Source organism: Listeria sp. Marseille-Q6474 (genome assembly GCF_946902005.1).
Classification (GTDB): domain Bacteria; phylum Bacillota; class Bacilli; order Lactobacillales; family Listeriaceae; genus Listeria; species Listeria innocua.
On the sequence record NZ_CAMPPS010000001.1, the window covers coordinates 928,432 to 950,406 of the forward strand.

26 protein-coding genes are annotated in these 21,975 nt (G+C 37.7%); 2 read left to right on the forward strand and 24 right to left on the reverse strand.

Annotated elements, in window-relative coordinates:
• Positions 1–126 precede the first annotated feature (126 nt).
• The 4 genes from OC533_RS04645 to glmS all read right to left on the reverse strand — a co-directional run bounded on the left by OC533_RS04645 (position 127) and on the right by glmS (position 3,699).
• Positions 127–465: a GIY-YIG nuclease family protein gene (locus OC533_RS04645; protein WP_070753477.1), complete on the reverse strand. Its 339-nt coding sequence runs from the start codon at positions 463–465 to the stop codon at positions 127–129.
• A 13-nt stretch (positions 466–478) separates the two neighbouring features.
• Entirely contained in the window at positions 479–958 is a 480-nt protein-coding gene (locus OC533_RS04650) for a DUF6530 family protein (protein WP_003765864.1), read from the reverse strand.
• Between the two features lie 85 nt (positions 959–1,043).
• Entirely contained in the window at positions 1,044–1,781 is a 738-nt protein-coding gene (locus tag OC533_RS04655; protein ID WP_185547062.1) for an FAD synthetase family protein, read from the reverse strand.
• A gap of 112 nt (positions 1,782–1,893) precedes the next feature.
• Positions 1,894–3,699, reverse strand: coding sequence for a glutamine--fructose-6-phosphate transaminase (isomerizing) (gene glmS / locus OC533_RS04660; RefSeq protein WP_045553507.1), 1,806 nt, complete (start codon positions 3,697–3,699; stop codon positions 1,894–1,896).
• A gap of 447 nt (positions 3,700–4,146) precedes the next feature.
• Here glmS and OC533_RS04665 point away from each other — a divergent pair, with 447 nt between their 5' ends.
• A complete protein-coding gene (locus OC533_RS04665; protein WP_185481758.1) occupies positions 4,147–4,359 on the forward strand; it encodes an LPXTG cell wall anchor domain-containing protein in 213 nt (70 codons plus the stop codon).
• Between the two features lie 40 nt (positions 4,360–4,399).
• Here OC533_RS04665 and OC533_RS04670 read toward each other — a convergent pair whose 3' ends face one another.
• The 3 genes from OC533_RS04670 to OC533_RS04680 form a co-directional block, all read right to left on the reverse strand.
• Complete coding sequence (locus OC533_RS04670; RefSeq protein WP_070753480.1) at positions 4,400–5,128, reverse strand: C39 family peptidase; 729 nt, start codon at positions 5,126–5,128, stop codon at positions 4,400–4,402.
• Positions 5,129–5,141: 13 nt separating this feature from the next.
• Positions 5,142–6,941: a methyl-accepting chemotaxis protein gene (locus tag OC533_RS04675; protein ID WP_185485126.1), complete on the reverse strand. Its 1,800-nt coding sequence runs from the start codon at positions 6,939–6,941 to the stop codon at positions 5,142–5,144.
• A gap of 161 nt (positions 6,942–7,102) precedes the next feature.
• A complete protein-coding gene (locus tag OC533_RS04680) occupies positions 7,103–8,833 on the reverse strand; it encodes a pyruvate oxidase (RefSeq protein WP_194323279.1) in 1,731 nt (576 codons plus the stop codon).
• Positions 8,834–9,104: 271 nt separating this feature from the next.
• On the opposite strand from OC533_RS04680, the gene OC533_RS04685 reads away from it, so the two are divergent.
• Positions 9,105–9,752 carry a FusB/FusC family EF-G-binding protein gene (locus OC533_RS04685; RefSeq protein WP_185481760.1) on the forward strand — a complete coding sequence of 216 codons (648 nt, stop codon included), beginning with the start codon at positions 9,105–9,107 and terminating at the stop codon, positions 9,750–9,752.
• 44 nt (positions 9,753–9,796) lie between these two features.
• Here the strand turns inward: OC533_RS04685 and OC533_RS04690 are convergent, their stop codons facing one another.
• The 17 genes from OC533_RS04690 to flgB form a co-directional block, all read right to left on the reverse strand.
• A complete protein-coding gene (locus OC533_RS04690; protein ID WP_033533285.1) occupies positions 9,797–10,120 on the reverse strand; it encodes a DUF1048 domain-containing protein in 324 nt (107 codons plus the stop codon).
• A complete protein-coding gene (locus OC533_RS04695) occupies positions 10,113–10,445 on the reverse strand; it encodes a PadR family transcriptional regulator (protein WP_003760998.1) in 333 nt (110 codons plus the stop codon). The genes OC533_RS04690 and OC533_RS04695 overlap by 8 nt, the downstream gene beginning before the upstream one ends.
• Before the next feature lie 166 nt (positions 10,446–10,611).
• A complete protein-coding gene (locus tag OC533_RS04700; protein WP_070753483.1) occupies positions 10,612–11,043 on the reverse strand; it encodes a hypothetical protein in 432 nt (143 codons plus the stop codon).
• 15 nt (positions 11,044–11,058) lie between these two features.
• Positions 11,059–12,411, reverse strand: a complete 1,353-nt coding sequence (locus tag OC533_RS04705) for an EndoU domain-containing protein (RefSeq protein ID WP_194323278.1) — start codon at positions 12,409–12,411, stop codon at positions 11,059–11,061.
• Positions 12,411–12,770, reverse strand: a complete 360-nt coding sequence (locus OC533_RS04710) for a hypothetical protein (RefSeq protein WP_003770917.1) — start codon at positions 12,768–12,770, stop codon at positions 12,411–12,413. Before OC533_RS04710 ends, OC533_RS04705 begins: the two co-directional genes overlap by 1 nt.
• On the reverse strand, positions 12,763–13,419 hold the full coding sequence (locus OC533_RS04715; RefSeq protein ID WP_003770916.1) for a DUF5081 family protein: 657 nt from the start codon (positions 13,417–13,419) through the stop codon (positions 12,763–12,765). Before OC533_RS04715 ends, OC533_RS04710 begins: the two co-directional genes overlap by 8 nt.
• Positions 13,409–13,720, reverse strand: coding sequence for a hypothetical protein (locus OC533_RS04720; RefSeq protein ID WP_003770915.1), 312 nt, complete (start codon positions 13,718–13,720; stop codon positions 13,409–13,411). Before OC533_RS04720 ends, OC533_RS04715 begins: the two co-directional genes overlap by 11 nt.
• On the reverse strand, positions 13,710–14,054 hold the full coding sequence (locus OC533_RS04725) for a hypothetical protein (protein WP_070753487.1): 345 nt from the start codon (positions 14,052–14,054) through the stop codon (positions 13,710–13,712). Before OC533_RS04725 ends, OC533_RS04720 begins: the two co-directional genes overlap by 11 nt.
• A 616-nt stretch (positions 14,055–14,670) precedes the next feature.
• The gene (locus tag OC533_RS04730) at positions 14,671–15,315 is read right to left on the reverse strand and encodes a hypothetical protein (RefSeq protein WP_194323276.1); all 645 of its coding nucleotides are present in this window, start codon (positions 15,313–15,315) and stop codon (positions 14,671–14,673) included.
• Between the two features lie 13 nt (positions 15,316–15,328).
• On the reverse strand, positions 15,329–16,000 hold the full coding sequence (locus OC533_RS04735; protein ID WP_194323275.1) for a lytic transglycosylase domain-containing protein: 672 nt from the start codon (positions 15,998–16,000) through the stop codon (positions 15,329–15,331).
• Positions 16,001–16,016: 16 nt separating this feature from the next.
• Complete coding sequence (gene fliI / locus OC533_RS04740; protein WP_003760993.1) at positions 16,017–17,318, reverse strand: flagellar protein export ATPase FliI; 1,302 nt, start codon at positions 17,316–17,318, stop codon at positions 16,017–16,019.
• Entirely contained in the window at positions 17,315–18,007 is a 693-nt protein-coding gene (locus OC533_RS04745; protein WP_003770910.1) for a FliH/SctL family protein, read from the reverse strand. Before OC533_RS04745 ends, fliI begins: the two co-directional genes overlap by 4 nt.
• Positions 17,994–19,100, reverse strand: coding sequence for a flagellar motor switch protein FliG (locus OC533_RS04750; RefSeq protein WP_003760986.1), 1,107 nt, complete (start codon positions 19,098–19,100; stop codon positions 17,994–17,996). Before OC533_RS04750 ends, OC533_RS04745 begins: the two co-directional genes overlap by 14 nt.
• A 3-nt stretch (positions 19,101–19,103) precedes the next feature.
• Positions 19,104–20,756 (reverse strand): flagellar basal-body MS-ring/collar protein FliF, encoded by a 1,653-nt coding sequence (fliF, locus tag OC533_RS04755; protein ID WP_194323274.1) that lies wholly within the window; start codon positions 20,754–20,756, stop codon positions 19,104–19,106.
• Between the two features lie 67 nt (positions 20,757–20,823).
• Positions 20,824–21,120 (reverse strand): flagellar hook-basal body complex protein FliE, encoded by a 297-nt coding sequence (gene fliE, locus OC533_RS04760; protein WP_003724447.1) that lies wholly within the window; start codon positions 21,118–21,120, stop codon positions 20,824–20,826.
• Between the two features lie 16 nt (positions 21,121–21,136).
• Complete coding sequence (gene flgC, locus OC533_RS04765; RefSeq protein ID WP_003721832.1) at positions 21,137–21,547, reverse strand: flagellar basal body rod protein FlgC; 411 nt, start codon at positions 21,545–21,547, stop codon at positions 21,137–21,139.
• A gap of 11 nt (positions 21,548–21,558) precedes the next feature.
• Entirely contained in the window at positions 21,559–21,960 is a 402-nt protein-coding gene (flgB, locus tag OC533_RS04770; RefSeq protein ID WP_003760978.1) for a flagellar basal body rod protein FlgB, read from the reverse strand.
• Positions 21,961–21,975 lie beyond the last annotated feature (15 nt).

A 21,975-nucleotide genomic window follows, 5' to 3' on the forward strand; every position in this document is an offset into this window, starting at 1 on the left:
ATAGTCATTTATTAGTATACCATTAATTCACACAAAAAATGTAGACATTTAGTGTATTTTTATTTAAATTATCTTTTTATTGTACAATTTTAACTGTTAAAAAAAGACCTCTCATCTGGAGAGGCCTTAAATATCTTCGCGTTCTAGCCATAAACTGAGAAGTACATCATTTTCTTCTTTAATATCTTCTTTTGTCATTTCAGGTTTAATGTCTACTTTTTCAAGAATTTCAAATTGAATGGTGTCGATACCATGTTCAGTTGCTTCTTTTGCCATTTCTGGTGGTAGCATATTTCCTGCTCCAATTTTCACTCCGAAAGCAAGCTTATTGGCTATTCCTTTTAAATCCATTGTATTATCGATTAAATATTTGCCAGTTTTTGTACTGATAAAACGGTATACTCCGGCGTCAGGGGCTTTTTCTTTGTATGCCCGAATCAGCTCTTTGCGGTTTTCTTTATCCATTTGTTTCACGTCCTTAGTATCCTGCTTCTTGTAAAAGTTTGCTAAGTGTCTTGAGGCGTTCGCTGAGTAGTTCATCATCATTTTTTAATGCTTGTTCAAATAATTGAATGTCTTCGTCGATATACTCGTTATCTTCACAAACTGCGATAGTCAGCGCATCTCCTTGCAAGCCGATACGATCAAGCGTTGGATTTTCTTTATCATAAAAATTTGGTAAACGGTAAGCATCTTTAAAATGAACCTTCGTTCTTGCAATTAAAATAGCTAAGTCAAGTACGCGGTGTAACGGAAGCTCTTCGGATTGACGCGACCATTTATCGCCCGTATGACGCCAAACTTTGGCTGAAATATCTACTTTTCCACGATCATTCCACTGCGCAAGACCAAGTGAAAGACCTTTAGCATCCGAGTGATACGCGCTTTTACCGTCTACTTCTTCGTAATTTTCGGCAACAATAACTGGTTTATGTTTTAAGGTAGTTGGAATCTTCATTAGATTTCTCCTTTTAAATTTTAGTAATTTACTAAATTAGTATATTACTAATTTTATAAAATGTAAAGAAAAACTTTCCTAATGACTAGGAAAGTTCATTTTTCATATGTAATTGTTGTAGTCCGTCTGGTAAATCTACTTTGATGGTTCGGCTATTCGTTACTTTTACGAGATTCTTGTCAGTTTGATAAGTGCCGGTTGCAGGAAGAACATAATCATCCAAGCCGACCATTTCACCATTTTCTACCATTCCTGTAATGTACCACGGGTGACCAAGAAGTTGTTCTGCTTCTAGGAAATGGCCGCGCCGAATAAAAGCTCGAATGTTTGTGGAGCTGATTTTTGTTTGGTTTGTTTCAATTACTGGGACAGATGTGACGCCGATACCATAGGGCTTGCAAAGGTCCCGGAGTAAATCCACATCAGAATCGCGCCCTTTTCCAAAATTAAACTCAGAACCAACGATGATATGCGATAATTGTAAATTGGTCAAATGGTCCGTAACAAATTCTTCTGGTGTTGTTTCCGCATACCTTGGTGTAAAAGCTGTTTCGATGAGATGGTCTACCCCGTAATGCGCGAGCCAGCGTTCTTTTTCCATTCTTGGTGTGAGCATTTCGCGGTATATTTCGATTTGTTTTAAAGCCCAAAGTGGATGTGGACTGAAGCTGATAGCAGTTAAAATTTCGTTTTCTTTTTTGATGGATAAAGCTGTATTTAAAATGGTTTGGTGACCAAGATGAACCCCGTCAAACTTACCGATTGTTAATACTGCGGGGCGACTATCTTTATTTGGTTCGAGTGTTACGTGTGATACTTCCATTGGCTGATTTCCCCCATTCCTCTCTAAGTTTATAGTATAACAAGGGGGTCGTGCAAATTTATTGATTGCATAAAAAAAGACCTTTTCGAAATTAGAAAAGGTCTTGAATACTTTATTCTACTGTTACACTTTTTGCTAAGTTTCTTGGTTTGTCGACATCGCAGTCACGGTGAAGTGCTGCGTAATAAGCTAATAGTTGACACGGGATAACGCTTGCTAGTGGTGTTAATAATGGATGTACTTGTGGAATAACAAAGCGATCACCTGGTTGTGCAACGTTCTCCATTGCAAATACACAAGTTTTTGCTCCGCGTGCTAAGACTTCATTTACATTTCCACGAATATTCCAATTGATAGACTCTTGCGTGATAAGTGCTAAAACTGGTGTGCCGTCTTCGATAAGCGCGATAGTACCATGTTTTAATTCCCCACTTGCAAAACCTTCTGCTTGAATATACGAAATTTCTTTTAGTTTAAGGGCCGCTTCCATCGCTACGAAATAATCGATGTTTCTACCTAAGAAGAAAGCGTTACGAGAAGTCGCTAAGTATTCGCCAGCAATATGTTCGATAACTTCTTTACTAGAAACCATTGCTTCCATTGCAGTTGCAACGATACCTAATTCAGCAGCCAAATTAATGCTAAGTGCTTCAGCGTCACCAATTTCGCGACCAAGTGAAACTGCAAGTACTGCTAAAACAGAAATCTGTGCGGTATATGCTTTTGTTGATGCAACCGCAATTTCTGGTCCAGCATAGAGATACATCGAATGATCTGCTTCACGGTCAAGCGTAGAGCCTGGTACGTTCGTTAATGTCAACGTCCGGTAACCAAGTTCTTTCACTTTTACAAGACATTGGCGGCTATCGGCAGTTTCCCCACTTTGGGTAATGAAAATGAATAACGGCTTTTTAGACATTAGCGGTAAATTATAGCCAAATTCACTAGAAACATGTACTTCTACAGGAATTTTCGCCATTTTTTCGATTAAATTTTTTCCAACTAAGCCAGCATGATAGCTCGTTCCGCAAGCGACAATGTGAATACGGTCAGAAGATAAAATTTCATCAAGGATTGTTTGATCGACGTTGATTTCCCCAGCTTCATTTTGGTAAGCTTGGATGATTTTACGTGTTACTGCTGGTTGTTCGTCGATTTCTTTTAACATATAGTGAGGGTAAGTGCCTTTTTCGATGTCAGATGCATCTAGTTCTGCAGTATAGCTTGCGCGGCTAACTTCTTCCCCTTCTAATGTTTCTAATGTAAAACCGTCTTTTGTAACGATAACGATTTCTTTATCCATAATTTCCACGAATTCATCTGTTTCTTTAAGAACAGCCATTGCATCACTTGCAATAACGTTGAAGTTTTCGCCTTTTCCGATTAGTAATGGGCTTTTGTTTTTTGCTGCGTATAGTGTTTCTGTGTCAGTTTGGTCAATTAAGCAAATTGCGTATGAACCGTGAAGTAACGATAAAGCTTTCTTGAATGCTTCTTTTGTAGAAAGATTTTCAGCAAATAATTCAATAAGCTGTACGATTACTTCTGTATCTGTATCACTAATAAATGAATGATTTTTTAAATATTCTTCTTTTAAAAGTGTGTAGTTTTCGATTACACCGTTATGCACAATAGTAAAACGACCTGATTTGCTTTGGTGCGGGTGAGCGTTCTCGTGATTTGGTTTACCGTGAGTTGCCCAGCGTGTATGACCGATCCCTGTTGTGCCAAATGCATCACTTGGTACGAGGCTCGCAAGGTCTGCAATCCGTCCTTTTTCTTTTACAACTGTTACTAGGTCTTTGTTTTGTAAGGCGATTCCTGCTGAGTCATAACCGCGATATTCTAATTTTTCAAGTCCTTCTAATAAAATACCTTTTGCATTGTTTGTTCCAATATATCCAACGATTCCACACATAATAAATTCCTCCAATAATTAACTTGAGGGCAGACTTGTCCAATTTCAAGCCCTCTACATTTTTTGGTTTCCTTGGAGGGTTCTTGCACATGTTTCATTACTACTCTGTCCACTTGGTCACCCAAATGATTTGTAAGTAAGACTTAACGACTGCATGCACAGCCGGGAGACTCCCGCCGAAATTTCGATTAATCTCCTCCTCGTCAACTGACTGTTTACTTTCCAGGAATTTCACCTTTAAGCATTTTCGTCCCAATCAGTTCTGGCGCTTCTATTCAGTTGTACTATCCTCCTTCAATACTTTTCAAGGAAACAAATCCATTTTACAATAATATGTATACTAGGTCAAGCATTATATATAGCCGTTTGTTTAAAATTGGTCTATACATTGACAAAAAATAACAAATGACTAATAATATAGTTATGATAGAAAAAGGAGCGAGCCGTATGGTTTTATCAAAAAAAATAGTTTCTAGTATTGCTTTAATTTTTTCGCTAGGTTTTATTTATTTTCGTGTGAGCACGGTTTATGCACTCGAGCATACAAGTAATACGTCACTTTTACCTTCGACCGGGGATGCATTTTCGGTTTGGCCGATTGTTATCGGAGTACTTCTAGTAGTCTTAGCAGTCGTTCTCTTCATTAAGAAAAAAATATAAAAAAACGTTTGGAAGCTTGCTTATGCTTCCAAACGTTTTTTTATGGTTTGCTTAAATAAATAGCTTGTTTTCCCATGGCAGACCAGCCTTCTTCTAAGACAGCTCTTTTTACAGCGCGATTTTTATGTCCGTATGGGTCGTTGATATAAAAATTCTCCTTATCAAATCCAGTAATGACAACACTATGCATGGAATAAGTGATCTTCTTTTTTCCTTCTTTTGTTTGGACGGTTTGCCAATTTTTTGGTGCATGGTAATCGGTCGTTGTGATAATCCAAACGGGTGCTCCTGTGCTAAGTACGGTGATAATATCGGTTATATCATTGCCGCTAATGTCATGTACATGCGCTTCATTAACATATTTAGCAGCAAGTTTGGCGATGGGAGCATGATTCACCCCGAGCCCTTTACTATCTCCACTGATGCTCCCAACAAATGCTTTATCAGGATTTCCGTGTAAGCCGTTTTGTTCAATAGGTGTGGTTGGAAGGTTCGCTGCTAATTCATTTTTGGTAACATTTTTCCCAGTGAACTGTAGGAGCATTGCAAGACTTGTTACTTCACAGCCGTTAAAAAGAATAGGCGCATCCATTTGATTAACGAGAGGAACGTCGAGTCTTACATTAAAAGGTTCATTATCTAATTTATAAACTACTTTGGCGCTTTCGAGTTTGACGGTTGGTGAATAAAAGGTATATTTCGTATTTAGAAGGGTCAAACTAAATATACAAGCTGTAATAACAAGTAGTGATTTTATCCAAATTCGCATTTGTACATGCTACCTAGACATTTTCGGCTAGGACTGGCTCTCCTGGTTCTTTTGTTTCCGGTTCTTCTTCTACTTCGACCGCTTCTTCGCTTACTTCGGTATTGAAGTTGGCGATATACCCTTCTAATGAGCCGGAAATTTTTTGCATTTCTTCTGAGATAACTACTAGCTCGTCCACTTTCATTTTGTTAACTTCCGCGAATTCAAGTGCGGCTGTGGATTTTTCACCAATTTGGTTAGAGATTTCTGTTACGTCGCTAATCGATGTGTTTACTTCTTCAATTCCAGCAGCCATTTCTTCTGTTTCTTGAGAGACGTTTTGCATTTGGGCGGAAATATCGTTCACACGGTTGAGTAAATCTGTAAATGTCGCTTCTGTTTCAGAAATGATTTTTTGACCTGCTTCTGATTCAGAAAGCCCAGTGTTCATTACTTCAATCGTTGTTTTTGATTCGGTTTGGATTTTTTTCAGTACCGTATTAATATCTACAACAGCAAGACGAGATTGTTCTGCTAACTTACGGACTTCTTCAGCTACAACTGCAAAGCCGCGGCCATGTTCGCCAGCACGTGCGGATTCGATTGCTGCGTTTAAGGCTAGCAAGTTCGTTTGGTCAGCGATATTTGTAACGGTATCAAGTGCTTTTTCGACTTCGCCAACACGATTAACGAGTTGAGATACGACGTCTGTGCTCGAACGCATTACACCGCTGATACGATCCATTTGTGATACTAAATTGTTAATAACAGCAATTCCATCATTTGTTTTTTCGGCGGAGTCTTTTGTTAAGTCAGATACTTTCAGGGCATATTCCGCAACGTTTTGAACGCCGCCTGTCATTTGATCCATTGCATCGGTACTTTCTTTCATGCTACCGATTTGCGTTTGGATTTGTTCGCCCATCATTTTCATTTCGATGTCCATTTCTGTTGTCATTGCAGAAATAATTTCAGAACTAATAATGACGTTATCACTGGAAGATTTAACGTCTGTAGAAGCTTTTTTAATATCTTCAATCATTAATCTTAGGTTTTCGCTCATTTCGTTTAGGTCATTCGTGATGTCGCCTAGCTCATCTTTACCATTGTATGTGCTACGGTATGATAAATCCCCGCTTGCTACTTTATGTACAGCTGTTTGTAAGTGACGAATTCCTTTTAAAATAACGCGTGTAATATAAGCGTTGAAAATGAATAGTGAAATCAGTACAGCAATGATAACGGCTGTGAAGATTAAACTAATTTTTACGCCAAAATCAGAAATAGCTTGCGAAGATTTTTCGACTTCATTATAGTTCATATCATTTAAAACGTTTAATTGTTTTGTAGCATCGTCAAATTTTGTTTTAACATTTTGGTAATATCGATTTTGTGCTCCTAAAAGTTCTGCGTCGTCCAGCGCACTTGAAGTATCACTGATGACAGAGGATGCTGCTGACTTCATATCTGCTAATTTTTCTTCAAAGTAAGCTAATTGTTTTTTATCTTCTGCTGTTAAATTGGCTTTTTTGAAATTATGGATTGCTTGGTCATTTTCAGCATAAAGCGTATCAATATCTTTAATAAGGGTTGATTTTCCGTTGATAGTATCGAACATGGTCAGGATGTCGATATTGATTTGTGCCATGTTTGTTTGGATTTTTGCGATTTCTTTCATTGGAGCAACATTATTATCAACCATATTATCTGAAAGTGTCGCTACATGACGAAATCCAAGGAAACTCGTTGCGCCAAGTCCGATTAACATGATGGTGGTTATAATAATATTAATGCTTAGTTTTGTTTTCAATTTACGATTTTTAATTAAATTCACCCATTCCACACTCCTATTCTCTAATTCTAGTTCATTATCTCATATTTTTTAAAAAAACTCCATATTTTATTGTAAAATAATTAGTTTTAATAAAAAAACATTATAATAACTAGCGAATATCGGCGTAAAATGGGTGATATTGTTATTTTTTTATTTATTTTTTATAAAAATCTTCGTAAAATAGTTTTAAGTGGTGGCATTTTGGCGAAACGGTGGTCTTCTAGGACTGATTGGATTTCGAATTTGGTGTAACCTAATGCTTCGTCCATCACGATTTTTCCTGGTAGTGGAGCGGCTGCGCTATCCACGGAAACGTCGATGATAACTGGTTTTGTTGCTAGTTTGGCGTTTTCGAAAGCAGCTTCTAGGTCTGCCATTTTTTCTACTCGGAAACCAATTCCGCCACAACTTTCGGCGAATTTTGCGTAATTGATGTCTGGAAGGTCGATTGCGTAATTTAATTCTCCGGCAGATTGTTGTTCATATTTAATAAATGATAGTTGTTGGTTATTTAAAACGACGACAATCATTGGCATATCAAGACCCACCGCGGTTACGAAATCTTGCATAACCATTGAAAAGCCACCATCACCGACAATTGCAATTGCTTGGCGGTCTGGATAGGCTTTTTTCGCTGCGATAGCTCCGGGAAGACCGCAGCCCATTGTACCAAGCCATGCAGATACGATAAAGTCATTTTCTGGTGTTAAGTGTAAATAACGCGTGCCCCAAACTGTTGCTGTTCCTACGTCAATGGAGAAAATAGCATCTTTATCAGCGATTTTTTGAATATTAGCCATCACGACTTCTGGGGCAATTGGGTCTGTTGTTTGTGAAATATCTTCTTCCAACCATTTCCACCATTCTTGCATGTTTTCTTGGCATGCTTGAAGGAATTTACGTTCTTCAACCGGTGCTATTTTGGTTGTTAAATTGCTAATTATTTCTGCGGCATCGCCAACTAAACCAACTGTCGCTTGATAACGTTTGCTGATTTTGGCTGGGTTAATATCGATTTGAATACATTCAGCTTTTTTAGGTAAGTAGTCGCTATAAGGATAATCATTGCCAAACATTAAGAGTAAATCAGTTTCTTGCATGGCTTCATATGCTGGTTTCGTTCCTATTTTACCAAGGTTACCAAGTGCATTTGGGTGGTCATCTGGAACGATTGTTTTTGCTGGTAAAGAATGAATAATCGGGATTTTTGCTTTTTCTGCAAAGGCGATTAATTCTGGTCCAGCGTGTTTTGTTCCTAGGCCTGCTAAAATAACTGGTTTTTCAGCTTTATCAATTAATGTTACAGCTTCTTGAATTGCTTTTTCATCTAGTTTTGGAATTTCTTGTTCAAATTTTACTGGTTTTGCTTTTAGGCTCGCTTTAATTTCTTGAGATGGAATGTCATTTGGGATGGTTAAAACAGCAACACCTTTTTCTTGATAGGCAGTTCGAATCGCTTCATCAACGACATCTGCAAGCGTTTCAGCATTATCGATTTGTTTATTATAAACGGCAACATCTTCAAAAATAGCTGGTAAATTGACTTCTTGGAAAAAGCCTGTATTTAAGACGTCCGTTGTCACTTGACCAGCTAAAACGAGCATTGGTACGTGGTCCATTTTTGCATCATACATACCGTTTAGAAGATGAATCGCACCAGGTCCGCCGATAGATAAAGCGACTCCGATTTTGCCGGTTAATTTGGTATAGGCAGCTGCTGCTAGTGATGCGACTTCTTCGTGACGCACATGAATAAATTCAATTGCCTCTTGTTCTTTTCTGAGTGCATCGACCACGGTATCAATCGAATCACCGGGTAAACCATAAACATGATCGATGTCCCAATTTTTTAATGTTTGTACGAGTGTTTCACTTGCTTTTACTTTTTTCATTTTACTTTCTCCTCCCATGGATGTTTTCTCTAATGTCCAATAGTTTTCGTTTACCCTGTTTTTAGAAGAATATTCATGAAAGAGAATTGACGAACAATTCAGAAGTGCTTATAATGAAGGCAAGGTGGTGATCAAAGAGATGCAAACAAAATTGCACTGCTCTCGACTTTCTAACAATGGCTTTAGGATTGTTTAGAAAGTAAGAGTGAAATAAACTCTTCAATCCTTCAGCTAGTTTAACCAAAATTAAACTATTAAAGGAGAATTATTAATGAAAGAGTTTATCGAACCATACCAATATAATTTTATCAAAAAACAATTAGAAAATGTCTCACGCGCTTATCGTTCCGCGAATGATAGATCCACTTTGAAGGCGTTAAAGTCTTTGACGGAGGAGAAAATCAACGAACTATTTCCGGAGAGCGTGCTAGAAGAGCATAAGGAACTTTTTAGCGAGCTCCATTCGATTACTTCAACCAAAGAAGCAGAGCCGTTTTTAGAAGGGTTAAAAGCCTATGTGATTCCTTTCGCTCCGCCTAGTGATGTGAAACTTAAAAAACTTTTTGCGAAAACGAAAAAATTAAAAATTCCTGCATGGTCGAAACTTGATTTGCGCGATTATACTTTTTACGGCTGGAATGATATTGCTCAGCAGCGTAAATATATCGTGACTTATGAGGACGGAAATTTGGTCGGCGTAAATGGGACTATTTCTCCGGAGATTCAAAAGGGTGTTTGTTCCATTTGCCAAACGCATTCCAAAGTATCACTGTTTATGGCGAAAACGAAATCTTCTAGTGATGGCGTTTATACGACAAATGGTAATTATATTTGCTACGATAGCGATGTTTGTAACGAGCAAATAAAAGCCCACGAAACATTAGATGAATTTATTGAAGTTGTGAAGAAACGCAAATAAAAAAACAGCAAGTCTCTCTTATATTCGGAGAGACTTGCTGTTTTTTATTTGATTGAATCGCGTAATTTCGAGCGTTGTTTATCCATCCATGTTTCTTCTGGATATTCGTTTAGTAAGCTGTCTGCGAATTCGGCTAGGTCATCGCCTACAACAGCTTTTAATTCTAATTGATCAGCGGCTGCGTTTTCGAACATTTCGAGGACATTTTTTAGGATTTCGAACATCCCTGCGCCTTTTGCGAAGTTCCATAAATAGGTTTCAACGGCTTTCATTGCTGTTTTATAGTCTTCTGGGAGCGCGTCTATTCTTTTTTTGTATTGTTTATAGTCTCGTTTTTCTTCGCGGTATTTTGTGTACCATTTAAACATATGCTGGTCCTCCTTTAATTTGGACGATTCTCGATTGGATAAAGTCCCATCGTTTCCAAAAAGTTGCTAGTTCTTCTTCGCCGGCTGGGCTTAATGTGTAAAATTTTCTAGGTGGACCTAATTCTGATTTTTTCTTTTCGATATTGACTAATTCTTTTTTCTCGAGGCGAACGAGAATGGTGTAGACGGTTCCTTCAACGATTTCATCAAAACCTAGGTCATTGAGATACTTGGTGATTTCATAACCGTATGTTTCACCTTTAGAAATTCGCTCTAATATCATTCCTTCTAAACTACCTTTGAGTAACTCGGTAAGTCCTTTCATTTGAATTCACTCCTCTACTAGTTGTTACTAGGTACAAGTATATAGTAATACAAAGTAGGTTGATTGTCAAATGGAAAATAAAAAGCCTCCTTAAATGCTTAGACAATCTTAAAAACGTAATATGATCGGCTTAATATCCAACATATTACGTTTTTAATTATAATATTCAAATTTCAAAAACCTCATCAGTCAAACCAAGATACCCATTATTTTTACTGTACGACTTTTTAATTTCATAAAAATGCTTGCCAATAGTTAACAGCACATCATTTTTTATCCAAGTTTTCTCAAAAGAAACTCCATCTTGCTCATCAATCCAATTCCAAATAGCAGTTTCTTTTGGATAAACTTGCCAACAAACAGCCTCTCCAGAATCATGCAAAGTTGATCCATCGGATTCTTTCGTATGACTATCCATTTGTTTAATTGCACATTCTAAATATTCATACGACAGATACTCACTACCCAGTAAAATACTTATATTATCGCTAAGCTCTTTGTTTTTTTCTCCATTACTTTTTAAAATATCAATACTAAGATTAAAATATTTTCCTCCGTTAGAAAAACATAGTTCTTTTTGGTTAAATTTATATCTCATGACTAACTCCTTTCATTAATCAATTATCGGAAAAGCACTTATGATTTTCCCTTCAGCATTAAGGTAAAACATTAGCTTCATTCCGGACTTCGTTTCCCCAATCCATTGATTTCGTGTGCCAGTGTATATTTTAGTCTGGAATGCTTCTTGTATCGCTTTATCAATTTTTTCTACACTCCAATTTTTAGGAAACATAGTCTTTTCTGCCATAACTTCTCCAGAAACCAAGTTTTGTTGAATTCCTTTATAAGGTTGGTTCTTAACTGGTGGGTTGGGAATAGTATCAATTACTTTAATTTCATTACTTAATGTATCCTCTATATGCCCACCAGCAATACTTCCTTTAGTTTTTGCAAATCCATGATAAGTGTGCCCTGCACCACCTTGACGAAGCTCTCCATTTATATATTTTGAATTCTGATATATATTTTCTGTTTCATCTAGATTATTAATAAATAGCATATTAGCTTGCTTTCTTAAAATTTTACTGAGCCCAAATCCTGCAACCATAAAGGCTATATCCGTCCCTGCACTCAGAATATATGCTTCACGTTCTTTTTGACTAAGTGGGTTGCCGTTTATATCGAGTCCAGTTATCGCATGACCGATAGACTGAGCGCTCATAATTCCACCTGCCACCATTGATGTTGTGCTTATCCATCCAGGTACAGCTATCCCCGCAAAAGTGCCCCCCGTTGCTACTACTAGACCTCCAACACATACAATAACTAGTCCTGTTGTAAGCATATTGGTTACTTTTTCTAAACCAGTTTCATAGTTAAAATCAGTCTGACGATAGAGAGTGTTTACAAAGGTTTCGTAATTAATTTGAAAGTCTAACTGACCAGTCATGGCTAAAAAGGTTTGATATTGTTCTTGTTTCATTTTACGTGTAAATGAACTATTCATCAAATCCATAAAATCTACATCGTTTTTGGTTTTAAATGTATTATAGGCCGTTGAAGGAGCAGAAATGCTCTCACCTGGTTGCCAAGCTTCTCCTTGAACAGCTATACCACTTGTTGAAACAGAGTGACGGTTAATATCTACTAAACTTAATCGTTCTGCAAATTGTTCCATATTTTTCTTAAATGGACTATCAATCTTCTCACTGGCTTCACGATAAATTCTAACAATATTATTTGTCAAATTCCATAATTTTTCGTTTAAATTATCAATTTTAAAACTCTGTGAAGAATAAGTGAAATAGAACTCATTGGCTAAGCCTTCATCGTGTAAATAATCATCCATTTGTTTGAATAAGTGGTCAACTCTATAAAATTGATTGACAGCCTCGTTCAAGCGGTTAAACAAATCTTGTTTATAGTTTTCTAATGAATCATCGTTTATATAAATTTGTTCTGCCACTATCCCAATGCCTCCTCACAAGTTTTCTCCCAAAGTTTAGCTATCTTTTCATCAGTATCTTTGAATGTGATCATAGCATCAATGCAGTATTCGTTGATAAGATTATAATAAGTTGCAAGCATCTGCACTTTTCCAGCAAAGTCCGCCCCCATTTGCATCATATCTGAACCATTCACTTCAATCATACTTTTACTTAAGATACGCTCCACTTCTTCTTTTGCTTCACCTTCAATATAGAAAGCACTATTTTTCACAGCATTAAGAGATGGCAGAGCTGTATTTATAATAGATTCCATTAATTGTTGTAAAGTGGTAGTTACTAGCTCTAGTTCATCCGGATTAATAACAATTTCACTCATGATTTTTTACCTCCTGGATTCGCTCTTGGGCGATAGTTACAATTTGTGGTACTTTATCAACAAACCATTTAAAAGGGTCAATATCAATTTTTGTAGTTAGTTTATTCCTTTCATCTAACTGATAATATTGATTATTATCTTGTCCAATAGCTAATTGAGCTTCGAGTTGATATTCATTGTTAAATATTTCTATCACCAAAGTGGGCGCGCTATGTGAAAAGGGAAGTGTTCTTTCATCTAATGTCTTAGTAGTTATTTTTTCATAATATATACTTGCTGACTGTTTTAGGATTGGATGACTAAGAGCTATCTCTAGCATACTCAAGGCATCGCCAACAAAAAGTTCAAATCGAATAGTATCTTGAACAGGGACTTGTTTCAAAATAATGCATAGCCCATCGTTAAATAAACCAAAAATATATTGTTGAATATGTACATAACGATCAGCTTGAGCGTATTTTTTTAGTACCTCCACATAGTTAATTGTAACTAATGATAAACCTCCAGTAGATGTTAGTATTTCTTTTTTTATTAATCCTTCTACAGAGGCAGAGCTTGGTGCTTCATAAGGGATTCCAAATAGCAAGGATATGTTTTGATACTCTGCTAAGTAGTAAAGTTCATCGGCATTTAATACTTTACCAGTCATAAACAATACCTTTTATTCCAAGATAGGATTCCATTCTTTCAAATTCTTTATAGGTTTGACCAAATTGATAAAGAGCTTCATTCAATTCAACAGAACTGTTCAATAAAGCACCATGATACACAACAACCATTTCAAGTAATGCTCGAATATGCTTGTAGTGTTCACCGTTCCAATTCATATTCTCAACATTTGCTTGTAAAGTTTTGGCTTGCGAAAGAGTATCATCTAACATTGTTTTTACTTTCGCTAGTTCTGTCCACGCTTCATACCAATTATCATTATATAATTGCTCACGACTCATTTTCTTTTGCCTCCAATTGATTGATTTCCAGTGCACAAGAATACAACTTTTTTTGCGCTGAGTTTTTCAAGTCACATAAATCTTCCAATTGATTATCATGCTTTTTACGCATTTCTCGAGCCATCTCAAGAACAAGACGAGTTTTGTCATCAATGAGCATATTGGGTTCGTAGTTGGTATCCAGCCAACCTATTGAATCTAAATCAATAGCACACATACGAGCGTTCTCAATTTGGGTTTTTAAATAGTTTGCTTTTTTAATTAAATCTTCGTATTTCTGATGTTTTATTTTTGCATTTGTTAATTCCTCACTTGCAAACAACGAATTAAACATGGTATATTCCTCCCGTATTTTATTTTGTATTAAATTTCACAATATACCTTTGAATCAATTATAATGTACTTTATTTTCTGATACAACAAAATTTTATAATAAATGCGATTATAAAGTTTACTAGTAATCTTGCAACAGAATCATTCCTATACTAAAATGAAACTATCAAATAGATGTAAAATAGAATTAAATTCCAACTTATCTACTTATACTTCTTAGAAAGGAACAATTAATATGTTATCTTTAATAAAAACTTTAGTATGGTCTGCCTGTTTTTTAGAATTTGTTTTTGCCTTTTATACGCTAAAAGTTCTGGGAGACGCGATAACTTTATTCCCTATCATTAGTTTGATAGCATTTCTTATGCTAGCTCATTGTCTTTGTTGCATTATCCGTTTAAGCTCTCTAACTCCTAACAATAAAATTATCTTTCTATTTATTAGTGGTATTCTATTGTTAGGCGCCAACCTAATAGAAGGTTTTTACATAAATCCGATTCCTGGTTCGCTTTATATTATAGCTGGTGTTATCGCGACTATTTATGATCGAAAAATCGATGCATCACAAAATTAGCTTTATAAAAAAGAGAGGCGCATAGTAGCGGCTCTCTTTTTGTTTATTGAAATAGTACTTCTGGGTTTTGTTTCATCGCGGTTAAATTGGCGATGTTAACTGTTAAAAATTTCTTTTTGGGCGCTTCTAATGTTTCAAGCCATTCGCTCGTTAAGTTTGCGGCCATTTCGGCTGCTGCATCATTTTGGCAGATGAATCCGATATTTTTGTATTGGCATTTTTCATGAAGGTTAGCGTAGTGATGTTCTTCGCTTTCTTCGGGGTTAAAAATATCCATATAAAAATTGCGGTTGCCTTTTAGAAATTGCATGTGGGTATCATGTGAGTCTACTAGATTGAAATCGCGTTTGGTAAACTGACTGATTGCTTCTGATTTTACGCTGGCGAGGTCGAAACTTACTGTTGTACTTGGTTTTTCTAGGTTTTGAAGTTGGCTTGCTTCGAATGATTTAGATGCTTCTTGGTCGGATGTGAAGGCTTGGAGTTGTTCTTCGACGCGGTTCATCTTTGCTTCAAAATCAAGTTCATTTAGGAGATTTTCGGTTTGTCTGATGACATTGATTGCTTCTTCAAATTGGTCATTTTTTATGTAGGAAGTTACTTTGTCGGCTGCTTCGATTTTAATTTCTTGCTGCATTGCTGCTGTCATATCGCGCCATGATTCCCACTTTTGTTGCCAGTTTCCCATGATTTATTCTCCCTTACCCGATAATTTTCGTTAAATAGTTTTGCGTTTCTTTGAATGGTGGGACGCCGCCGTATTTATGTACGTTGCCTGGTCCAGCGTTATAGGCTGCTAATGCTAGTTTTAGGTCACCATCGTATTTTTTGATGTAACCGGCAAGCTGTTTTGTCCCTGCGTCGATATTGGTTGCTGGGTCGGTTCGATTAGAGCCATACATTAGTTGCATTAGACCAGTGGCACCAGCACTTGAAACCACATTCGGATTAAAATTAGATTCTACTTGGATAACTCGTTTGATAAGCGCTTCTGGTACACCGTATTTGGTTGCTGCTGCTTTAATTAAATCGCTATATTTGCCTTCGTTCTCAGCGCTAATAGGTTTAATTTGGTAGTTGTTCCAATTAGTTAGTTCTCCGGTTGTTGCTGCTGGAGTTTCGGTTGTTACACTTGAACTTGCACTAGGAGTTTGTTTAGTTTCGGATTTATTTATTAAAGCTTCGTATGCTTCACGGGCGCGAGCTAGTTCGGCATCGGTGACTGTTTGCACATTAGCTGTTGTCGTTTGCTTTGTCGCATTTAAACGTTCATTTAATTTCGTTTCAAAAGTGGTAGCCGATTGTTTCGCTGCTTCAAAAGCGCTTTGAAACTCGGCTTGTCTAGCACTAATAACTTGTTCTACTGGATTCATCCACGGCACTCCTTTGTTATACTAACGTTTCCATCATTTTACTCGTTTCTTCTAGCGTGACACTCTCATCCCGCAGCTGTTTTAAAAATTGATGAATAAAATAGGATTTTTCCTTACTTGTAAAAATGGCTGCGTTGTCGCTTGTTTGTTCAATTGTTCCTAATTTGAAATACAGTTCATTTTCTTGGTAAATGCTCATCCATTCGCGGATTTTCGAAGCAGATTTCCACTGACTTTCTGGAACGATTTCTTCCATTACCCGGCTAACGGAGCCAAGGACATCAATGGCTGGATAGTGGTTTTTTGTTGCCAGTTCTCTGGTTAGAACGATATGTCCATCTAAAATCCCCCGCGCTAAATCGGGTACTGGTCCGTTCATGTCATCTCCATCAACGAGTACTGTATATATACCTGTGATCGATCCATTTTTAGTTTTACCGGAACGTTCTAGCAGTTTTTTCATATAGGATTCCATTAGCAAGGTTTTTCCGCCAATTGGTAGGTCTTTGACGGCAATATCAACGCTTCTTCTTGCATCAGCGAAACGAGTGACAGAATCCATCATTAATAGGACGGTTTTCCCTTGATCGCGGAAATGTTCTGCAATCGAAGTGGCTAGTTTGGCAGCGCGCAGTTGCATGAGATGGCTTTCATCTGAAGTGGCTGCGACAATAACGCTTTTACGCAACCCTTCTTCGCCAAGATCTTTACGTAAGAAATCTTTTACTTCTCGACCACGTTCGCCAACAAGACCGATAATATTAATGTCTGCCTTGGCGTTACGTGCTATCATTCCAAGCAAAGTCGATTTACCAACGCCTGATCCTGCAAAAATACCGATTTTTTGACCAATACCAATGGTTAGCATTCCATCAATCGCTTTGATTCCAGTTTCAAGTGTTTCCGTAATTTCCGCTCGGTTAAAGGCATGGATTGGCGGTGCTTCCAGTGGCATTTTTTGTTTAAATTTAGCAGTGCCAGCTTCTTCATTTAAAATATCACCGGATGCATTTAGTACTTTTCCGAGTAAAAATTCATCGGCTGGAATGGTGATTTTCGTGTCAGTCACGTACACCCAGTCACCATATGCTACTTTATCGCTTTGGTTAAATGGGAGTAGCATGTTGTTTTCTTTTTCGATAGAAATCACTTCACAAAGCACTTTGTTTTCGCCGACCATGACGGTGTCGCCAATTTTCACTTGTGGGCCTTTGGAAATATAGACTTGTTCTTGGACGGTGTGGATTTTTCCTTTTTGGATGTATGGGACGGTGTTTTTTAATTCTTGCCAAGCTTCGGTTTTTGGCGACCAATTCACGATTTATCTCCTCCTAGAATTTTCCGTTCTGCATTTTGCTTATGTAAGGTTTGGAAAATTTCTGTGATTCGGTAGTCGAAGTATTCTTTTTCTTCTTCTACAGTGAATTCGCCGTAATCAAGCCGCATATCGAAGTTCCAATGAATATTTTCTAAAAGCCAGTCGTACTTTGTTCCGGTGTTTTCTTCTTTGAGTGCTTTTAATGTTTCTGGGTGGGTGGTGACGTTTAGTTTGTCGAAAGCAACTGGGAGTTTTTGAATGACTTCGGTTAGCATTGGTAAGACTTCAATTTGGCGGGTGTCGATTGCTTGGTGGACAATTCTTTCCGCGAGATCGATGCTTTCATCCCAAAGAAAATCGGTAATTGTTAGGTAAAGCTGTGTTTTTTCTTGTTCAAAAGCTAGTTTTTGTGCTTTAATTTCTGCTTCTGCACTTTGTTTTAATTCTTCAATGGCTTGGCGCTCAGCTTTTAGTGCTGCTTTTTCATTTGCTAGCTTTTGTTGTTCGATTTCGATAGCTGACATATGCTTTTCGAGTTCTTTTTGGTGGTTTTCTAGTTGTTCAAGTTCTTTCGAGTACGGTGATTCGACTTCCTCTGTTTCTTCCATATCTTCTAAATAGAATAGTTCCATTTTCACGTCGGATAAAGTTACTTTGCCTTTTGGGATTCTTGGATTAGATAAGGACATCCTGTTCCCCCCGTTGGATAACTATTTTGCCATCTTTTTCCAAGTTTTTAACGACATTAGCGATGTCTTGTTGTGCTTGTTCGACATCAGAAAGTCTGATTGGGCCAAGGACTTCGAGTTCTTCGGTAATCATATCGCGACGGTTTTTCGATACGCAAGAAAGAATTTTTTCTTTGAGTTCTTCTTTTTCGTTTTTGAGTGCACGGGCGATTTTGTTGTTGTCTTGAATCTCGGCAAGCACTTGTTGCAAGGTCATATTGTCAAGCAGAATAATATCTTCAAACATAAACATTTTCTCTTTAATTCGTTCAGAAAGTTCGGCTTGTTCTGCGTCTAAATGTTCGAAAATAGTACGTTCCAAACCACGAGTAACGTTATTTAAGATATTCGCAACATTTTTAATTCCGTCCGTTTTGTTAAGCGAACTATTCGACATTGTATCTAGTTTAATTCTTAGTAAATTCGATACATTTTGCATAACTTCACTATCAAATTGCTCTAAGCTAGCGATGCCGATTACCGTACTAATCATTTTTTCTTCTGGTAAAAGGGCTAGGAGTTTAGATGCTTCTTCCGGTTTCATGTATGAAGCAATCATCGCGATCGTTTGCGGTGATTCGTCACTAATAATCGTAAACAAGGAATCGACATCATCAATTTCTCGTAAAATATCTAATGCTGTTTCGCCGATACGCGATTCTGCTTCTACCCCGTAAATTAATTGGTTCAATTCTTCTGTTGTCATGTCAGGGAATAGGCGTTGCAAGTGTTCTCGGTCAAGTTTAGCAATCCCGCCAGAAAGAAGCTCTAGTTCATCAAGAAATTCTCTTGTCGCTTCTTCTACTGCGCCGCCATCCATTTCTTTCATTTTGGCCATTTCACGTGCAAGGCGTTGTTTGGAGGCATCTGGAAGTAAATCAACAACTTCAGTCGCGATTTGTTCATCTAGGCTCCAAATAATAAGGGCGGCTTTTTCACGTCTTGAAATACCTGAATCTAGTTGAGTAGCGGCTTTTTCTTCTGGTTCTGCTACTTCGACAGTTTCCAGTTCAGCGCTAGTTTCTTCTAAGGTTTCTTTGAGTGTTTCTGCCATTTTTTATTCCTGCCTTTCATTGAGCCATTTTTGGATGACTGCTGCGGCGCGACCTGGATCTTCTTTGGCCATTTCGCCGAGTTTATTTTTCAAGCTTTCTTTACGAGCTTTAAGTTCTGGTTCTGATAAATCGAATGCGTCTGTTTGGAAGTTGAAATCTGGATGTTCTTCTGGATTAACTATCGCCTCTTCGGCTGGGATGAAGTCTTTCTCTTCTGCTTCTAGGGCTTCTTCTATTTGTTCTTTACGTTTCAGGAAGATGATATAGGCAATTATTCCAGCTGCAATTAGGGCAAATAGTAAACTTCCTACAAGCCACCAAACCCAAGCTTTACTTGCTGGTTCTGCTTTTTCAGTAGTATCTTTTTCTACTGGTGTTTGATTGTCTAAAAATTGGATTGGCATAATGGTCACGTCGCCGTTTTGGAATGTTCCTTCGAATGTTGGTGTGGCTGCTGCTTCTCCGCCTTCACCAGCTTCTTCGGTCGTCATGTTAGGTGTTAGTCCTGCCGAAACGCCAATAGCTTTCGTGAATTCAGCCATATCAACGCCATTTTTATTGAGCGATTGTTGGTCCACCCAAACAACGACATTTGTTTTAGCTAGGGCTGGATGTTTTTTAATTTCTTGAATGGTAGAATCAAGCTCATAGTTCGTAGTTTCGCTAGATTTTTCACTCGTGTATGTGTTAGTATCATCGCCATTTTGTTCGGTGTAATTTGGTACGTCAGCGTTCGAAGCAGTTCCTGACTCTGTTTGGTTGGTGGAGCCTTTTGATGTATCGGTGGACGTTTCTTTTTGGTTGCTTCGGACTTTACCGTCATTTGGATAATGCTCGGTATTTTGTTTTATTTCATCAAAATTAACTGTGACATTTGTATTTACTCGGAAATTATCTAGAGCAAAAATGCTTGAAAGAGTGCCTTCAATGTCTGTTTTCACATTTTTTCCGATTGCGTTTTGAATGTCGACTTCATTTTTATAAGCTGAGCTACCTTCTTCTTTAGAGGTATCTGCTTCTGAAATCACACCATTTTTTGTATCGATTATTGCAACGTCATCGCTTGTAACGTTTGGCACAGCCGCACTTACAGTTCGTTGGATACCGAGAACTTGTTCTTTTGTTAGCGTTTCGTTATTTTTGGTTTTTAGCGTGACTGCTGCCGTTCCTTTTTGGCTCGCTTCTTCAAAAATCGAACTTGATTCTGGCAACGTTAGTTGGACTGATGCGCTGTCCACGGTCGTGCCATAACTTTGAACGATTTCTTTTTCTAAGTTAACTTTTGTGCCGACTTTTTCTTGCATTTTTTTATCTTCTTCACTAGCTCCAAGCGAACTATTTAAAAGAATATCATTGCCATCTTGGCCTGTATACGGGATTCCTAAGTCAGCAAATTTGTCACGAACAAGCGTCTCCACTTTTTCATCGACTAAAATATTGCCGCTTTTATCAACGGTATAATCAACGCCCATTTTGGCTAATTGGTCTGTAACTTGTTGTTGGCTAGTTTCTGATAAATTTTTATAAAGGGTAACTTCTGTTTTGGGCGTGTTCATGTAGAGTAATAACACCGTGACTACGACAAAAAGGCCGACAAAAATCGCGCCTTTATGCCAATTCTTCAATTTCGAATACATTGTTTTTATTTTTGCCATCTTAAAAACTTCGCTCCATTTTTCTCGTGTGGACGATTGACTAAAACTCCCCCGACTAGTCTAACCGCTACACTTGCATATTTAAAAGCTGTTTGTAGCTTTCGATTACATTATCACGAATGACCGCAGCAGTTTTCATTTCTGATTCTGCTTTTTTCATTTGAATGAGTACATCGCTCGCATTACCTTCGCCAGTTGTTAAAAGGTTTGATACGGAAGTTTGTGCGTTTGATTGTGTATCACTCATACTATCCAGCATTTGCGTAAAGGTATTTCCGGCACCTGTCGCATTGTCTGTTTTTGCGGTTTCACCAAGCGTAACTTTAGGTAAGACGCTTGCTGCATTAATACTTTCAATTGCCATTCCTTAAAACACTCCTTTATACTTTGCCTATTTCTAAATCTTTTTCCATCATTTTTTCATTTGCTTGTAAGGCGGAAGTATTTGCAGCATACATTTTTTGTCCGACCATTAAATTGGTCATTTCGGCTGTCATATCCACATTTGCGTAGTTGACGTAACCTGCTTCATTTGCGTTAGGATGAGTTGGATCATAGACACGCTTAACGCTTCCTGTATCGCTTGATATTTCGCTTACTTTCACACCTTTTGTACCTGTTAAAGCTGTTTCAAATGGCGTGATTTCGGATAGTACGACGCGCTTTCTAAGAAAAGGTGTCTCACCTGGTGCGGCGCTTGAATCAGCATTTGCAATATTGTTAGAGCTAACTTCCATCCATTGTTTCGCAGCATTTAATGCGGAGCCACTTGTGTTTATTCCTTCAAACATAGGTCTTCACCTTACTTTCCACGGGCTGCTGTGTTGATAGATGAATTATAGTTGAGTGCACTGATAGCGAGCGCGTACATTTGGTTATTTTTAGTTAAGCTAATCATTTCAGAAGTGACGTTGACATTGTTGCCGTCTTCGTTGATGGAGCCGCTTTTAGTCGTGAGTTTCGCATTTGTTTCGTCTATATCGGTTCCGGCTAAATGCTTCGTGTTCGTTTTCGTTAAATTTCCCGTTGATTCGATATTGTTCGAACCAGATGCTCGCAAGCTCGCGCCGAATGATTCTTCAAAACTCGCTTCACTTGCTTTAAAATTTGGCGTATTGGCATTCGCGATATTATTTGAAACTACTTGGTTCGCTGTTTGAAGATAGTTCAAGTAGTTGCCAATATGCGTGGTATAATTTTCCACTTGTGATTTCCTTCT

Coding starts and splice junctions, on each gene's coding strand:
- OC533_RS04645 (WP_070753477.1), bottom strand. CDS start 465: ATGGATAAAGAAAACCGCAAAGAGCTGATTCGGGCATACAAAGAAAAA.
- OC533_RS04650 (WP_003765864.1), bottom strand. CDS start 958: ATGAAGATTCCAACTACCTTAAAACATAAACCAGTTATTGTTGCCGAA.
- OC533_RS04655 (WP_185547062.1), bottom strand. CDS start 1,781: ATGGAAGTATCACACGTAACACTCGAACCAAATAAAGATAGTCGCCCC.
- glmS (WP_045553507.1), bottom strand. CDS start 3,699: ATGTGTGGAATCGTTGGATATATTGGAACAAACAATGCAAAAGGTATT.
- OC533_RS04665 (WP_185481758.1), top strand. CDS start 4,147: ATGGTTTTATCAAAAAAAATAGTTTCTAGTATTGCTTTAATTTTTTCG.
- OC533_RS04670 (WP_070753480.1), bottom strand. CDS start 5,128: ATGCGAATTTGGATAAAATCACTACTTGTTATTACAGCTTGTATATTT.
- OC533_RS04680 (WP_194323279.1), bottom strand. CDS start 8,833: ATGAAAAAAGTAAAAGCAAGTGAAACACTCGTACAAACATTAAAAAAT.
- OC533_RS04685 (WP_185481760.1), top strand. CDS start 9,105: ATGAAAGAGTTTATCGAACCATACCAATATAATTTTATCAAAAAACAA.
- OC533_RS04690 (WP_033533285.1), bottom strand. CDS start 10,120: ATGTTTAAATGGTACACAAAATACCGCGAAGAAAAACGAGACTATAAA.
- OC533_RS04695 (WP_003760998.1), bottom strand. CDS start 10,445: ATGAAAGGACTTACCGAGTTACTCAAAGGTAGTTTAGAAGGAATGATA.
- OC533_RS04700 (WP_070753483.1), bottom strand. CDS start 11,043: ATGAGATATAAATTTAACCAAAAAGAACTATGTTTTTCTAACGGAGGA.
- OC533_RS04710 (WP_003770917.1), bottom strand. CDS start 12,770: ATGAGTGAAATTGTTATTAATCCGGATGAACTAGAGCTAGTAACTACC.
- OC533_RS04715 (WP_003770916.1), bottom strand. CDS start 13,419: ATGACTGGTAAAGTATTAAATGCCGATGAACTTTACTACTTAGCAGAG.
- OC533_RS04720 (WP_003770915.1), bottom strand. CDS start 13,720: ATGAGTCGTGAGCAATTATATAATGATAATTGGTATGAAGCGTGGACA.
- OC533_RS04725 (WP_070753487.1), bottom strand. CDS start 14,054: ATGTTTAATTCGTTGTTTGCAAGTGAGGAATTAACAAATGCAAAAATA.
- OC533_RS04730 (WP_194323276.1), bottom strand. CDS start 15,315: ATGGGAAACTGGCAACAAAAGTGGGAATCATGGCGCGATATGACAGCA.
- OC533_RS04735 (WP_194323275.1), bottom strand. CDS start 16,000: ATGAATCCAGTAGAACAAGTTATTAGTGCTAGACAAGCCGAGTTTCAA.
- OC533_RS04745 (WP_003770910.1), bottom strand. CDS start 18,007: ATGTCCTTATCTAATCCAAGAATCCCAAAAGGCAAAGTAACTTTATCC.
- OC533_RS04750 (WP_003760986.1), bottom strand. CDS start 19,100: ATGGCAGAAACACTCAAAGAAACCTTAGAAGAAACTAGCGCTGAACTG.
- fliF (WP_194323274.1), bottom strand. CDS start 20,756: ATGGCAAAAATAAAAACAATGTATTCGAAATTGAAGAATTGGCATAAA.
- fliE (WP_003724447.1), bottom strand. CDS start 21,120: ATGGCAATTGAAAGTATTAATGCAGCAAGCGTCTTACCTAAAGTTACG.
- flgC (WP_003721832.1), bottom strand. CDS start 21,547: ATGTTTGAAGGAATAAACACAAGTGGCTCCGCATTAAATGCTGCGAAA.